At 69.8% G+C, this 14,365-nt stretch carries 11 protein-coding genes; 6 read left to right on the top strand and 5 right to left on the bottom strand.

Annotated elements, in window-relative coordinates; genetic code table 11:
* Positions 1 to 149: 149 nt before the first annotated feature.
* From BM430_RS20545 to lepA, 4 genes are all read right to left on the bottom strand, one after another.
* Positions 150 to 785: a nicotinate-nucleotide adenylyltransferase gene (locus BM430_RS20545; RefSeq protein WP_093569111.1), complete on the bottom strand. Its 636-nt coding sequence runs from the start codon at positions 783 to 785 to the stop codon at positions 150 to 152.
* 32 nt (positions 786 to 817) lie between these two features.
* Positions 818 to 2,107 (bottom strand): glutamate-5-semialdehyde dehydrogenase, encoded by a 1,290-nt coding sequence (locus BM430_RS20550; protein WP_093569163.1) that lies wholly within the window; start codon positions 2,105 to 2,107, stop codon positions 818 to 820.
* Positions 2,108 to 2,250: 143 nt separating this feature from the next.
* Positions 2,251 to 3,648 carry a TadE/TadG family type IV pilus assembly protein gene (locus BM430_RS20555; RefSeq protein ID WP_244539583.1) on the bottom strand — a complete coding sequence of 466 codons (1,398 nt, stop codon included), beginning with the start codon at positions 3,646 to 3,648 and terminating at the stop codon, positions 2,251 to 2,253.
* Between the two features lie 513 nt (positions 3,649 to 4,161).
* Positions 4,162 to 5,967, bottom strand: a complete 1,806-nt coding sequence (gene lepA / locus BM430_RS20560) for a translation elongation factor 4 (RefSeq protein ID WP_093569113.1) — start codon at positions 5,965 to 5,967, stop codon at positions 4,162 to 4,164.
* Positions 5,968 to 6,370: 403 nt separating this feature from the next.
* Between lepA and BM430_RS20565 the strand changes: the two genes are divergently transcribed.
* Together BM430_RS20565 and BM430_RS20570 are read left to right on the top strand one after the other, a co-directional pair.
* Complete coding sequence (locus BM430_RS20565; RefSeq protein WP_093569114.1) at positions 6,371 to 7,183, top strand: FTR1 family iron permease; 813 nt, start codon at positions 6,371 to 6,373, stop codon at positions 7,181 to 7,183.
* Between the two features lie 119 nt (positions 7,184 to 7,302).
* On the top strand, positions 7,303 to 7,950 hold the full coding sequence (locus BM430_RS20570) for a glutathione S-transferase family protein (RefSeq protein WP_093569115.1): 648 nt from the start codon (positions 7,303 to 7,305) through the stop codon (positions 7,948 to 7,950).
* Between the two features lie 241 nt (positions 7,951 to 8,191).
* Here the strand turns inward: BM430_RS20570 and BM430_RS20575 are convergent, their stop codons facing one another.
* Positions 8,192 to 8,740, bottom strand: a complete 549-nt coding sequence (locus BM430_RS20575) for a DUF924 family protein (RefSeq protein WP_093569116.1) — start codon at positions 8,738 to 8,740, stop codon at positions 8,192 to 8,194.
* A gap of 182 nt (positions 8,741 to 8,922) precedes the next feature.
* On the opposite strand from BM430_RS20575, the gene ilvC reads away from it, so the two are divergent.
* From ilvC to BM430_RS20595, 4 genes are all read left to right on the top strand, one after another.
* Complete coding sequence (gene ilvC / locus BM430_RS20580) at positions 8,923 to 9,942, top strand: ketol-acid reductoisomerase (protein ID WP_093569117.1); 1,020 nt, start codon at positions 8,923 to 8,925, stop codon at positions 9,940 to 9,942.
* A 531-nt stretch (positions 9,943 to 10,473) separates the two neighbouring features.
* A complete protein-coding gene (locus BM430_RS20585) occupies positions 10,474 to 11,877 on the top strand; it encodes an alpha/beta hydrolase (protein WP_093569118.1) in 1,404 nt (467 codons plus the stop codon).
* Positions 11,874 to 13,427, top strand: coding sequence for a GMC family oxidoreductase (locus tag BM430_RS20590; RefSeq protein ID WP_093569119.1), 1,554 nt, complete (start codon positions 11,874 to 11,876; stop codon positions 13,425 to 13,427). The genes BM430_RS20585 and BM430_RS20590 overlap by 4 nt, the downstream gene beginning before the upstream one ends.
* Complete coding sequence (locus BM430_RS20595) at positions 13,424 to 14,302, top strand: SDR family oxidoreductase (RefSeq protein ID WP_093569120.1); 879 nt, start codon at positions 13,424 to 13,426, stop codon at positions 14,300 to 14,302. Before BM430_RS20590 ends, BM430_RS20595 begins: the two co-directional genes overlap by 4 nt.
* Positions 14,303 to 14,365: the final 63 nt, after the last annotated feature.

Consider the following 14,365-nt stretch of genomic DNA (forward strand, 5'->3'; position numbering starts at 1 on the left):
GGCCCCTGTCGATGATAAGCGCCCGGTGGCGCCACGAGACGAACTTGCCCGCGGCCTACGCGGTGCCGATGCCATTAGACACCGACAGTGGCGAACGAAAGGCGGATTTTCAAGCTGGCGCGGCACAAATCCCGCGCAAACGCCCGCGATCAGCGCGCGGGCCGGGCGGACTGACCGGAACCGGCGGCGCGGAGCGCCGTGGAGGACAGGCTGTTGCGCGGCCCGTGCAGGAAGACCCAGGCCGGCGGCGACCGGCCGGCGAGGGTCGGGGCGTCGGTCTCGTCGAGGCGCGACGCCGCGAGCAGGCGCGCGGCGGGCGAAGCCATCGCCTTCAGGGTGTAGCCCGGCCGGTCGATCACCGCGAAGGGCATCATGGCGGCGATCTCGCGAAACCCCTTCCAGCGGTGGAAGGTGGCCAGGCTGTCGGCGCCCATGATCCAGACGAACCGGACCTCCGGCTGCCGCTCCGTCAGCCAGCGCAGGGTGTCGACGGTGTAGCGGACCCCCAAGCGCCCCTCCCCCAGCCCGGCCTCGAAATCGGTGACGGCGATCTTCGGGTCGGATGCGACGGCCCGGGCGCCCTCGGCGCGGGCCGCCGCCTCGGGCAGGTGCCGACGGTCCTTCAGCGGGTTGCCGGGGCTCACCAGCCACCAGACCCGGTCGAGGGCGAGGCGCCGCAGGGCCAGCCGGCTGACATGCCGGTGGCCGGCATGGGCCGGGTTGAACGAGCCGCCGTAGAGGCCGACCCGCAAACCCGGCGCGAGGGGCGGCAGGCGCACGATCACCGGACGATCCCGCCGCCCTCCTCGTCAGACGATCACGGGCGGATCTGCCCGGTGCCGCGCACCCGGTACTTGAAGGTGGTGAGCTGCTCGACGCCGACCGGCCCGCGGGCATGCATCCGCCCGGTGGCGATGCCGATCTCGGCGCCGAAGCCGAACTCGCCGCCGTCGGCGAACTGGGTCGAGGCGTTGTGGACGACGATCGCCGAATCGACCTCCGCGAGGAAGCGCCCGGCCGCCGCCGCGTCCTCGGTCAGGATCGAGTCGGTGTGGTGCGAGCCGTATCCCTCGATGTGGTCGATGGCGGCCTCCAGCCCGTCGACCACCCGCACCGAGATGATCGCGTCGAGGTACTCGGTGCGCCAATCCTCCTCGGTCGCCGGGGTCACCCGGGGATCGACGGCGCGGGCCGCCGCGTCGCCGCGCACGGCGCAGCCGGCCTCGAGCAGATCGGTCACCATGGGCGCGAGATGGGTGGCCGCGCAGGCGCGGTCGACCAGCAGGGTCTCGGCGGCGCCGCAGATGCCGGTGCGGCGCATCTTGCTGTTCCGCACGACCGAGCGGGCCATGGCGAGGTCGGCCGCCGCGTGGACGAAGACGTGGCAGATTCCCTCCAGATGGGCGAAGACCGGCACCCGCGCTTCGTCCTGCACCCGGGCCACCAGGCCCTTGCCGCCGCGGGGCACGATCACGTCGATGGCGCCGTCGAGGCCGGTGAGCATGGCGCCGACGGCGGCGCGGTCGCGGGTCGGCACGAGTTGGATCGCGTCGGCCGGCAAGCCGCACCGGGTCAGGCCCGCGCTCATCGCCTCGGCGATGGCGGTGGCGCTGCGGAGGCTCTCCGAGCCGGCGCGCAGGATCGCGGCGTTGCCGGCCTTGAGGCAGAGCGCGCCGGCATCCGCCGTGACGTTGGGGCGGCTCTCGAAGATCACCCCGACGACGCCGAGCGGCGTCGCCACCCGCTCGATCGTCAGGCCGTTCGGCCGCTCGAAGGTGGCGAGCGTGCGTCCGACGGGATCGGGCAGGCCGGCGACGCTCTCCAGGCCCTGCGCGATCGCCTCGATCCGGGCGGGGTTCAGCGCCAGGCGGTCGAGGGTGGCGGCGGGAAGACCCTTGGCGCGCGCCTCCGCCATGTCGGCGGCGTTGGCGTCGAGGATCGCCGCTCCCGCCGCGCGCAAAGCGCGCGCCGCTTCGCGCAGGGCTTCGTCCTTGGCCGGGCCTGGGACCAAAGCCATCCGGCGGGCGGCGGCGCGGGCGCGGCCGCCGATCTCGCGCATCAGCGCGTCGACATCCTCGGGACGGGGCTTCAGGCTCAGAACGGACACGGTCGTCATCCTGGCCGCCATCGCGGCGGCGTTCAGCCGCCATGTGTCGGGCGGCGCGTCGGTCGAGCGCTCCTCATGCCATGCGCGGGCGCGCGGCGACAAGCGCCGGACGCAGGCGGTGCGCATGAAGCGGGCGGGCGCGTTCAGTCCGCCAGGCCGACCGTGCCGCTCTTCGGCCCGAGTCCCCTCGGCACCGGCACGTCGGTGGCGCTGTAGCGGGTGTTGATGACGAGGCGCGGGCTGTTCGCCAGGAAGATCTGGTTGGCGACGATCGCCGTATACTCGGATTGATCGGCCACCACCTGGTTGGTCTGCACCGAGAACGTCCCGCGCGGCAGGTAGATCGTGCCGACGAGGCGCCTGGCGCTGTCGCTCAGGATGTCGAACGATCGACCGGCCGGCGCCTTGCGATCCTCGAAGAAGAGCAGGCCTGCCATGTCCCCGTCCCGCGGGGCCGTGAGTTCGACGACGGAATTCGGAAGCAGCAGCAACGGCTGATTGACCCTCACCTTAGCCCGACCGATATCACCAGTAAAATAGATACCGACCCCGTTTCCCTTCATGTAGCCAGTTGTCTTGACCGTCAAGGCCAGTCGGCATATTTCTAGAGATTGTTTCTTTGGATTTAATCCTGATGAAATGGGTATAATTTTGCATTTTTTCTCGATGGCTTGCCGCTGTTCCGCCGGACCGACGATCAGTGGACCGTCCTTCATGACGTAGATACCCGGCCTCATCGTGACCTCGGCACCCCCATCGATCGAGAGACCGCCACAATACGTTCCGGGCGAGAGCGTGTGGGTGCCGCCCGTGAGCGACAGGTCGGTGGCGACGCAGCTTCCGACCGAGGGCGGCGGCAGGCTGGCCAGGGGGTCCTTGAGGGCGGGACAGCCGGTCACCGGAAGCGGCTTGAAATTCTCCCGCCCCCCGTGAAAGCCACCGACCGTACATGTCCTCGTCGCCGTGATCGTGCTCTGCTCGCTGGCCGTGAGCCCTCCGGCATGGGCGGACAGGGCATAGACCACGCAGCTGTCGGCATCGATCCTCGCGAAGTCCTTGAGGTGGATGGCACTGCCTCCTCGCGAGGCCAGCCCCAGGACGCAGAGCTTGGAAGACCCCATCGCCTCGGCGGTGGCCGAGACGGTGATGTCGGTGAGGTGCGGCGTCACCAGACGGCTCATGATCGCGTGCTTGCGCTGCGTCAGCGTCACCTTGACTCCGGTTGGCGTCCGCGCGCCGGAGGTCCAGCCCGCCGGCACGAACGACCCGCCCGAGCGCTCGCGGGCCACCGCCAGGGTCACGACCGAGACCGGCCCGTCGCCGCGCGCCAGCTTCACGGTACTGTCGACGTAGGAGCGCGCCAGCGACTGCATCCGCTGTTCGCTCGCACCGACCACCTGGAGATCGGACATGACCGCGAGGGCCGCGGCATCGGCCGTCTGCTGCAGCGTCGACCGTTGCAGCGCCCAGGAGGCGTAATCGACCGCGACGCCGACGATGCCGAGCAGAACCGGGGCGATCAGGGCGAAGATGACCACCACGCTCGCCGATGGATCCGCCGTAAAACGACCCCAACGCGCGTACCCGCACCGCATCATCGCACCAGCCTGCCCGCTCCGGTATCGCAAGATCATGCGCAGAGCGAGTTAAGGCGACGTTGGGTCACTTGACGCAGTGCATACAAGTAAAATACAGATTATTGCGCACAATACAATCTTGAATTGTAAGGATGATTTGATACCGAACTGCAAATTTATTTTATCAACGGCACGGCGCACCCATGGGAACGCCGCTGGAACGGCCGGCGCCGCCCGGTCGCTCACCATCCGATCGGATGACGATCGGACGCTTCCTTGGAGCCTTGCTTGGATCCTTGTTTTTGCCGCATGTCCTTCGGCGAACAGGCGATCACCTCGTCGGACGATGCTCTAGAGCGGCGCCCGATCACGTTGCAATCGGGCTCCGCTCTAAGTTTTCGATTTTGCCGCATTTCCTTCCCAGCCGATATCCGCCTGGTCGGAAAATCCCTGGAGGGCTCGGCCCCGTGTCGGACGTCAGCTGTCCATCTTGAGGGCGGCGATGAACGCCTCCTGGGGGATCTCGACCTTGCCGAACTGGCGCATGCGCTTCTTGCCCTCCTTCTGCTTGTCGAGGAGCTTGCGCTTGCGGGAGATGTCGCCGCCGTAGCACTTGGCGGTGACGTCCTTCGACAGGGCCCGGATGGTCTCGCGGGCGATGATCTTGCCGCCGATCGCCGCCTGGACCGGGATCTGGAACAGGTGGCGCGGGATCAGGTCCTTCAGCTTCTCGCACATCGCCCGGCCGCGGCTCTCGGCGCGGGTGCGGTGGACCAGCATCGAGAGCGCGTCGACCGGCTCGGCATTGACCAGGATCGACATCTTCACGAGGTCGCCCTCGCGGTAATCCGAGATATGGTAGTCGAACGAGGCGTAGCCCTTCGAAATCGACTTCAGCCGGTCGTAGAAGTCGAACACCACCTCGTTGAGCGGCAGGTCGTAGACGACCATGGCGCGCTTGCCGACGTAGTTGAGGTCGATCTGCGCGCCGCGCCGGTCCTGGCACAGCTTGAGCACGCCGCCGAGATACTCGTCCGGCGTCATGATGGTGGCGCGGATCCAGGGCTCCTCGATCGTGTCGATCTTCATCACGTCGGGCATGTCGGCCGGGTTGTGAAGCTCCTTCTTCTCCCCGTCGGACATGTTGAGGTGATAGACCACGCTCGGTGCGGTCGAGATCAGGTCGAGGTTGAACTCGCGCTCCAGCCGCTCCTGGATGATCTCGAGGTGCAGGAGGCCGAGGAAGCCGCAGCGAAAGCCGAAGCCGAGCGCGGCGGAGGTCTCCATCTCGTAGGAGAACGAGGCGTCGTTGAGGCGCAGCTTGCCCATCGCGCCGCGCAGGTTCTCGAAGTCGGCGGCGTCGACCGGGAACAGGCCGCAGAACACCACCGGCTGCACCGGCTTGAAGCCCGGCATCGCCTCCTTGGTCTTGCGCTTGTCCTCGGTGATGGTGTCGCCGACGCGGGTGTCGGCGACCTCCTTGATCGAGCCGGTGAAGAAGCCGACCTCGCCGGGGCCGAGCTCGGCCATGTCCTGCATCTTGGGCCGGAACACGCCGAGGCGCTCGACGCCGTAGGCCGCGTCCGCCCCCATCATGCGGATCGTCATGCCCTTCTTGAGCACGCCGTCGACGATGCGCACCAGCACCACGACGCCGAGATAGACGTCGTACCAGGAATCGACCAGCAGGGCCTTCAGCGGCGCCGCCCGGTCGCCCTTCGGCGGCGGCAGGCGGGTGACGATCGCCTCCAGCACCGCCTCGATGTTGAGGCCGGTCTTGGCCGAGATCGGCACCGCGTCCTTCGCGTCGATGCCGATCACCTCCTCGATCTGCTCCTTGACCCGGTCGGGCTCGGCCGCCGGCAGGTCGATCTTGTTGAGGACCGGGACGATCTCGTGGTTGGCGTCGAGCGCCTGGTAGACGTTGGCGAGCGTCTGCGCCTCGACGCCCTGGGAGGCGTCGACGACCAGCAGCGAGCCCTCGCAGGCGGCCAGCGAGCGCGAGACCTCGTAGGCGAAGTCGACGTGGCCGGGCGTGTCCATCAGGTTGAGGACGTAGTCGCGCCCGTCCTGCGCCTTGTAGTCCAGGCGCACGGTCTGCGCCTTGATGGTGATGCCGCGCTCCTTCTCGATGTCCATCGAGTCGAGCATCTGCTCGCTCATGTCGCGGGCCGCGACCGCGCCGGTGATCTGGATGAGCCGGTCGGCGAGCGTCGACTTGCCGTGGTCGATATGCGCGACGATCGAGAAGTTGCGGATGTTGTCGATGGGGGACGCGGTCATCGTGTGGCTGTCTCCGGCGCACGGGCGCGGCGATGCGCGGGGCGCACGGCGTAAGGGAAAAGTCGCCCGGAGATAGCAGCGGCACCCCGCCGCGCCAAGACGGCGGCCGGACGCACGCGAATCTCGGCAGGGGCAGCGAGGGCGTGGCTGAATGGCCGCAACCTCCGTCGCGCCACGGGGAGCGGTAAGCATCCAGTTCGTATTTCCTGGACCGTTTCGACATTGTATCCGGACTTGTCAGCCCATGTAGCCAGGATACAACGTCATTTTATCTGATAAAAAGCAGTTTAGAATTATACAAAACAAGCAACCAGGATTTGAAAGCCGGATCGTCCTCGCCTAAGAGGGCGCCGACGGGTCGCGACGGCGCCCGACCGGACTACGTTTGAGCGAGGAGCCCCCCATGGCCGACGGATCCACCTTCGTGCAGGCCTTCACCATCCTGTTCCGCGAGGGGCTGGAGGCGCTGCTGGTGGTGGCGGCGCTCGCGGCGTTCCTGCGCCGGGCCGGGGCGGCGGAGCGCATCCGCCCGGTCTATGCCGGCGCCGGCCTCGCGGTGCTGGCGAGCTTCGGCATGGCCTGGGTGTTCGAGGCCTTCTTCGACGGCAACCACAACGACCTGATCGAGGCCGGCGTGATCCTGCTCGCCGCCGGGCTGATGTTCACGATGAGCGGCTGGCTGTTCCTGCGCCAGGATCCGGCGGCCTGGAAGGCCGAGATCAACCGCATGGCCGAGCGGGCGATGGGCGCCGGCACGCTCCTGTCGCTCGCCGGCATCGCCTTCCTGGCGGTGTTCCGCGAGGGCGCCGAGACGGTCTTGTTCCTGCACGCGCTCGCCCGCACCGCCGGCGGCTTCGACGCCTCGCTCCTGAGCGGGCTCGCGGTCGCGGCCGCCGCCCTCGCGGTGGTGTTCGTGGCGATGCAGTGGCTGGCGCTGCGGCTGCCGCTGCGGCCGGTCTTCCTGCTCACCTCGGCCTTCCTGTTCGTGATGGGCCTGCGGATGGTCGGCGCGGCGATCCAGGAATTCCAGGAGCAGGTGCTCGTGCCGGTGCACAATGACGGCGTGCCGGACCTCGTCACCGAGCTCGGCTTCAACGGCAGCTGGGAGGCCTTGAGCGTGCAGGGCGCGATCGTGCTCTGCGCCCTCGTGTGGCTGGTGATGAAGCGCTCCCGCCCGGCGGCCGGCGCGGCGGCGCGCCCGCCTGTGTCCGCCTGAGGCGTCCCCGGCCGAGGATCGGGGTCCGGGCGGTACCGCCCCGACCCGGCTTGGCGTAAGGGACGGGGAGCGCCGCCCCGCATGGCTGAAGGCGCGGCGGCCCGCGCCGGGAGGCTTCCTTGTCCGACACCCTCACGCTCTACTACTCGCCGGGCGCCTGCTCGCTCGCGCCCCACATCGCCCTGGAGGAGACCGGTGCGCCGTTCGAGGCGGTGAAGGTCGATTTCGCCACCGCCGAGCAGCGCGGCGGGCGCTACCTCGCGATCAACCAGAAGGGCCGGGTGCCGGCGCTCGCCGAGGGCGAGTGGGTGCTGACCGAGAATCCGGCGATCCTGCGCTACATCGCCAGGCAGCACCCCGAGGCGGGGTTGTGGCCCGAGGACCCGCGCGAGGAGGCGCGGTGCGCCGAGTGGCTGGCCTGGATCTCCTCCACCATCCACCCGGCCTACGCCCATATCCGCCGGGCCGAGCGCTACGCCACCGATCCGGCGGCGATCGAGGACGTGAAGGCCAAGGGCCACGAGACCTGCGCCGACCTCTGGACGATGATCGAGGTCGGGCTGTCGCGCGGCGGCTGGGCCCTGGGCGAGCGTTACAGCGTCGCCGATCCCTACCTCCTGGTGTTCTGGCACTGGGGCCGCGGCCAGGTGCTCGGCTACGACATGGCCCGCCAGTTCCCCTACTGGACCGACCACGCCCGCCGCATGGCCGAGCGCCCCGCCGTGCAGCGCGCCTTCGCCCGCGAGGGGCTTCCGCTGCCGGCGTGAGGGCCTGTTTGAGCGGTTGCGTCGATCAATCTGTGAAGTCCGCCTTCAACTCTCGACGTCAGCCCGGGGCTCGACGAAGTCGAGAACCCGGGATCCATAACCGCCGGCGTTGCCGAACGAGGCGGAGCGCATTCCGCATTGTCCTGGACCGTTGGCGGTTATGGATCCCGGGTTCCGCTGCGCGGCCCCGGGATGACGTGGAGGGTGGCAATTCCGCCGGCCAACTCGAAGAGGCTTCAGATCAGCCGCGAAACGCGTCCTCGCCCGCCAGGTATTCCCGCTCGGCCGCCGTCTCGGGGCGGCCGAGCACCGCGTTGCGGTGGGGGAAGCGGCCGAAGCGGCGGATCAGGTCGCGGTGCTCGATCGCGGCTTCCAAGTGCACGGGCAAGCCGAGCGCGGTGAACAGCGCGACGCTGCGCTCCTGCAAGCCCGGATCCTCGGCATGGGTCAGCGGCATGTAGAGGAAGATGCGCAAGGTGGGCTCGATCGCCCGGTCGTGGCCGCGGGCGAGCGCGCGCCCGGCCGCCGCCAGCGCGAGCGCATCGGTCGCGAAGGCCCGGGACGTGCCGCGAAACAGGTTGCGCGGGATCTGGTCGAGGAGCAGCACCAGGGCGAGCGCGCCCTCCGGCGTCTCCTCCCAGGATGCGAGGTCGCCGCGCGCCGCCGCCTCGTGGAGCGGCCCAAAATCCCGGCAGGCGGCGTCGAAGACCGGATCGGCGGTGAACCAGCGGTCGAACCCGGCCTCGCGCCAGAATTCGACCAGTTCGGCGGGCGTCGCCCCTTGCGTCATGGCGGATTCCTTTGGCGCCGAAGCGGCGCCGTTCCGCGCATCGTGCCGGCCAGCCATGTGCGCTTCCGCGCGCATAGCCTATTCCCTGACGCGAATCACGCCGCTACAAGCCGCCCGTCGCACGGCCGCTCCAGCGCCCGGAGCGTTCGAGTTTCTCGCCATCTGCACAAGGGGGAGCCGCCATGCGGGTCTATTACGATCGTGACGCCGACATCAATCTGATCAAGGGCAAGAAGGTCGTCATCGTCGGCTACGGCAGCCAGGGCCACGCCCACGCGCTGAACCTGCGCGATTCGGGCGTCAAGGACGTGGTGATCGCGCTCCGCAAGGGCTCGGCCAGCGCCAAGAAGGCCGAGGCCGAGGGCTTCACGGTCAAGGAAGTCGCCGACGCCGCCAAGGACGCGGACGTCGTCATGATGCTGACCCCGGACGAGCTCCAGGGCGAGATCTACCGCGACTCGCTCCAGGCCAACATGAAGCAGGGCGCCGCCCTGCTGTTCGCCCACGGCCTCAACGTCCACTTCAACCTGATCGAGCCGCGCGCCGACCTCGACGTGCTGATGGTCGCCCCGAAGGGCCCCGGCCACACGGTGCGCTCGGAGTACCTGCGCGGCGGCGGCGTGCCGACCCTGATCGCCGTCGCACAGGACGCCTCGGGCAACGCCCACGACCTCGGCCTGTCCTACGCCTCGGCCAATGGCGGCGGCCGCGCCGGCATCATCGAGACCACCTTCAAGGAAGAGTGCGAGACCGACCTGTTCGGCGAGCAGGTCGTGCTCTGCGGCGGCCTCGTCGAGCTGATCAAGGCCGGCTTCGAGACCCTGGTCGAGGGCGGCTACGCCCCCGAGATGGCCTATTTCGAGTGCCTCCACGAGGTGAAGCTGATCGTCGACCTCATCTACGAGGGCGGCATCGCCAACATGAACTACTCGATCTCGAACACCGCCGAGTACGGCGAGTACGTGACCGGCCCGCGCATCATCACGCCCGAGACCAAGGCCGAGATGAAGCGGGTGCTCACCGACATCCAGTCGGGCACCTTCACCCGCAACTGGATGCTCGAGAACAAGGTCAACCAGACCTCGTTCAAGGCCACCCGCGCCCGCAACGCCGCCCACCCGATCGAGGAGGTCGGCGAGCGTCTCCGCGGCATGATGCCGTGGATCAAGGAGAAGGCCCTGGTCGACAAGGCCAAGAACTAAGCGCGATGCACTAAGCGCGACGCGCCGCGGCCGCCCCCGGGGCAGGCCGCGGCCCCTGGTGCGAACGCCGCGCGGCAGCCCCTGCCGCGCGGCGTTTCGCGTTTCGGGAGCTGTGGGGAGGCCGAGTCGACCCGGCCGGTTGGCACAGATCCGAGGCCCGTGCCCACAGACTCGGCGAGCTCGATCGATCGCCCGCGAAGCTCTCGCGGCCCGCCGCTCAGGATACGGCTGCGGCCCCTACTTCGTCGTTAGACAAATTTAACATAGGTCAAATTCCCCGTCGGCTCCGCCGATGCTGCCAGCACCGGCTGCTCGACGACACACCGGGACCAGATATCATCACCGGTCCGGAATGATGATTGTCTATTAACGCAAGCCTTCGCGCCGGTCGCGATCTCCCCAACACCGTCCAGGGGGCCGTCCACCGGCCCGTTCGGTGCGTCGACGACTCGACACATCATCCCGGGGTGCTGCAAGGCGCCGCGGGGACGCCGCCGTTGACGCAGCGCAGCACCGCGCGATCTCGCGGGCATGATTGACCACCCCGTCCTCTTCTGCCTGCACTTCCTCGGAGGCAGCGCCCGCACGTGGCGCCCCCTCGCCGAGCAGCTCGGGCCCACCCTGCGATGCGTCGCCCTCGACCTGCCGGGCTTCGGCGACGAAGCCCACCGGCCGGGCGGCGACGTCGCCGCCATGGCCGACCACGTCGCGGCCCGCATCCGGGCCGAGGCCCCGACCGGGCCCTGGCTGATCGCCGGCAACAGCATGGGGGCGAAGGTCGCCCTGGCGCTGGCGCGACGCGTTGAGGACGGCGACGAAGGCCTGAAGGGCCTCGCCGGTCTCGTGCTGCTGGCCGGCTCGCCGCCCTCGCCCGAGCCGATGGCGGAGGAGCGCCGGCAGGCGATGGTCGCCTGGATCGACGCCGACCCGGAGACGAGGCGGCGGGAGGCCGAGGCCTTCGTCACGGCCAATGCCGGGGCGCCGCTGGACCCCGAGGATCACGCCCGGACGGTCGAGGACGTGCTGCGGGCCAACCCGCAAGCCTGGAAGGCTTGGCTGACCGGCGGCGCCAACGAGGATTGGCGCGGGCGCATCGGCACGCTGTCCACCCCGGCGCTCGTGGTGAGCGGGGCGGAGGACGGCGATCTCGGGCCGGAGGCGCAGGCCGCCCTGACCCTGCCCCACCTCGCCCGCCACCGTCACGCGGTCGCGCTCGGTACCGGCCACCTGCTGCCGCTCGAGCGGCCGGAGGACCTCGCAGCGCTGATCCGCGACTTCCTCGCGGCGCCGCCGCAAACCGCCGAGACCCCGGCGCTGCCGCCGGCCTTCGCGGCGCTGATGGGATCGGACCGGGTCAATTCCCGCCTGCGCGCGACCTTGCGCGAGCGGATGCGCGAGCCGGACGGCCCGTTCTGCCTGAGCCCGGAGGCGCGCGCGACGCTGTCCGCCTGCCTCGACCGGGTGCTGCCGCAGGACGGATCCGGAAAGATCGACCTTGCCCGCCGCATCGACGCGCGGCTCGCCAGTGGCACCGGCGACGGCTGGCGCTACGCCTCCCTGCCGCCGGACCCGCAGGCCTATGAAAGGGCGCTACGCACCCTCGACGCCGCCGCCCGCGCGACGCACGGAAGCGCCTTTCCCGCCCTCGACGGCGCGGACCAGGACGCGCTCCTCGACCGCGCCGCCTCAGGCCGCCTGCCGGCGCTCCCCGACGGCATCGCACCCGAGCTGATGACCTGCTGGTTCGAGGAGTTGCGGGGCGAGGCGGTGCGCACCTGGCTCGCGCACCCGGCCGGCCTCGCGGCGATCGGCTTCACCGGGATCGGGGCAGGTGGCGACGACGCCGAGTCCCTGCCGGGTTACCGCCAGACCGGCCTGAACGCGCGCGAACCCTGGGAAGCCCCGATCCTCGAGAGCACTGGAGACGCCCGATGAACCTCTCGGGGCAGAAGCGTTACGGCACCGACGAGGTCGTCGACGTCGTGGTGGTCGGGACCGGAGCGGGGGGCGCGCCGCTCCTCGCCGAGCTCGCAGCGGCCGGCTTGAAGGTCGTCGCCCTCGAGGCCGGGCCGAACTTCGATCCGGCCGGTTACGGCTTCGACGAGACCTTGGCGGATGAGATCTACTGGACCGAGGAGCGCCTGAGCGGCGGCTCGACCCCGGAGGCGTTCGGGGGCAACAACAGCGGCACCGGCATCGGCGGCTCGACCCTGCACTGGGGCGCCTTCGTGCCCCGGGCCGACCCGCGCGACTTCCGCCTCAACACCGAGACCGGTGAGGGCTGCGACTGGCCGATCGACCATTCCGAGCTGGTACCGTTCTACGACCGCGTCGAGCGATTCATCGGCACGTCGGGCCCGACGCCCTATCCGTGGGACGAAGCCCGCCGCTTCCCGCTGCCGCCGGTCCTGCGCAACGGCCCGGCCGAGCTGATGGCCAAAGCCTGCGACCGGCTCGGCATCACCGCGACCGACGCCCCGGCGGCGGTGGTCTCGCGCGACTTCACGCCCGGGGCGGACGTGCCCGAGCGCAAGGCCTGCATCAATTGCGGCTATTGCCACCAGGGCTGCCGCACCCGCGCCAAGGCCAGCATGGACGTGACCTACCTGCCGCTGGCCGTCGCCAAGGGAGCCGAGATCCGTGCCGAGGCCCGGATGCACGGCGTCGAGCGCGACAAGGCCGGGCGGATCACGGCGGTGCTCTACCGCCGGGGCGGGCGGGACCACCGGCAGCGTTGCGCCCACCTGATCCTGTGCGCCGGCGCCGTCGAGACGCCGCGGCTGCTGCTCCATCTCGACCTCGCCACCGGCAGCGGCCAGGTCGGGCGCAACTACATCGGCCACGTCGCCACGCAGGTCTGGGGCACCTTCGCCGACGAGGTCGGCATGAACCGCGGGTACCCGTCCTCGCTCATCACCGAGGATTACACCCGGCCGAAGGGCGCCGACTTCGCCGGCGGCTACCTGGTGCAGAGCCTCGGCGTCGAGCCGCTCACCTGGGCCAATTCCGTCGCCCGCGGCCGCGGCCTGTGGGGCAAGGCGCTCACCGACTACCTGAAGCAGTACAACCGCGTCGCCGGGATCGGCATCAACGGCGAGACCCTGCCCTGCGACGCGAACGTCCTAACCCTGTCGGACGAGACCGACGCCCTCGGGATGCGCAAGGCGCATATCAGCTTCGGCTACGGCTCGAACGAGGACAAGCTCAACGTCCACGCCACGACGTTGATGCGCCAGATCTGGGAGGCAGCGGGCGCCAGCGACATCTGGGTGCTGGAGCGCGTCGCACACACGCTCGGCACCTGCCGGATGGGGCGGAACCCGGACAGCTCCGTGGTCGATGCCTACGGGCGGAGCCACGAGGTCGAGAACCTGTGGATCTGCGACGGGTCGGTCTTCCCGAGCTCGCTCGCGGCGAATCCGGCCCTGACCATCATGGCGTTGTCCCTGCGCACCGCCGGCGCGTTCCTGAAGGGTACTCGATGAGCGACGATCCCCGCGAGGCCTATCCCCGGCCCCCCTTCCCCGGCGCGCAGCAGCAGCCGCGCCCCGGCCTCACCGGACCGATGGATCCAGCCCCCGACCACGGCGAGGAGAGTTACGTCGGCAAGGGTCTGCTGACCGACAAGGTCGCGATCGTGACAGGCGGCGATTCCGGCATCGGCCGGGCGGTCGCCATCGCCTATGCCCGCGAGGGAGCGGACCTCGCGATCTCCTACCTCGACTCCGAGGAGGAGGACGCGCAAGGAACGAAGGCCTGGGTCGAGAAGGCGGGGCGGCGCTGCCTCCTGATCCCGGGAGACCTGCGCGACGAGGCCCATTGCCGGGCGGTGGTGGAGAGAACCGCGGCCGCGTTCGGACGGATCGACATCCTGGTTAACAACGCCGCCGCGCAGGTGGTGAACGAAGGCCTCGATGACGTCACCGCCCACGACGTCGAGGGGTCGTTCCGCGCCAACGTCTTCGCGATGATCTACCTGGCGCAGGCGGCAGTGCCGCACATGAAGCCCGGCTCGGCGATCGTGAACTCGACGAGCCAGCAGGCCAAGGTCGCGGATGCCAGCATGCTGGTCTACGCCGCCACCAAGGGGGCGATCAGCACCCTCACGGTCGGGCTGTCGAACCTGCTGGCGCCGAAGGGCATCCGGGTCAACTGCGTCGCCCCCGGCCCGGTCTGGACGCCGATCCAGCCGATCGTGAAGTCGCCGGAACAGATCGAGCAGCTGGGATCCGACACGCCGCTCGGCCGCGCCGGCCAGCCGGCGGAGCTGGCCCCGGCCTACGTGCTGCTCGCCTCGCGGGAGGGCAGCTACATGACGGGCGCGCTGGTGCCGGTCACCGGCGGCCAGCCGATGCTCTGACGGAAGGGCAGGATTTCGGCAGGCGGGGTGTCCGCCCGGGTACCCTGCCCTAGCCCCTTCGCC

The organism is Methylobacterium sp. 174MFSha1.1 (assembly GCF_900116815.1).
Classification (GTDB): domain Bacteria; phylum Pseudomonadota; class Alphaproteobacteria; order Rhizobiales; family Beijerinckiaceae; genus Methylobacterium.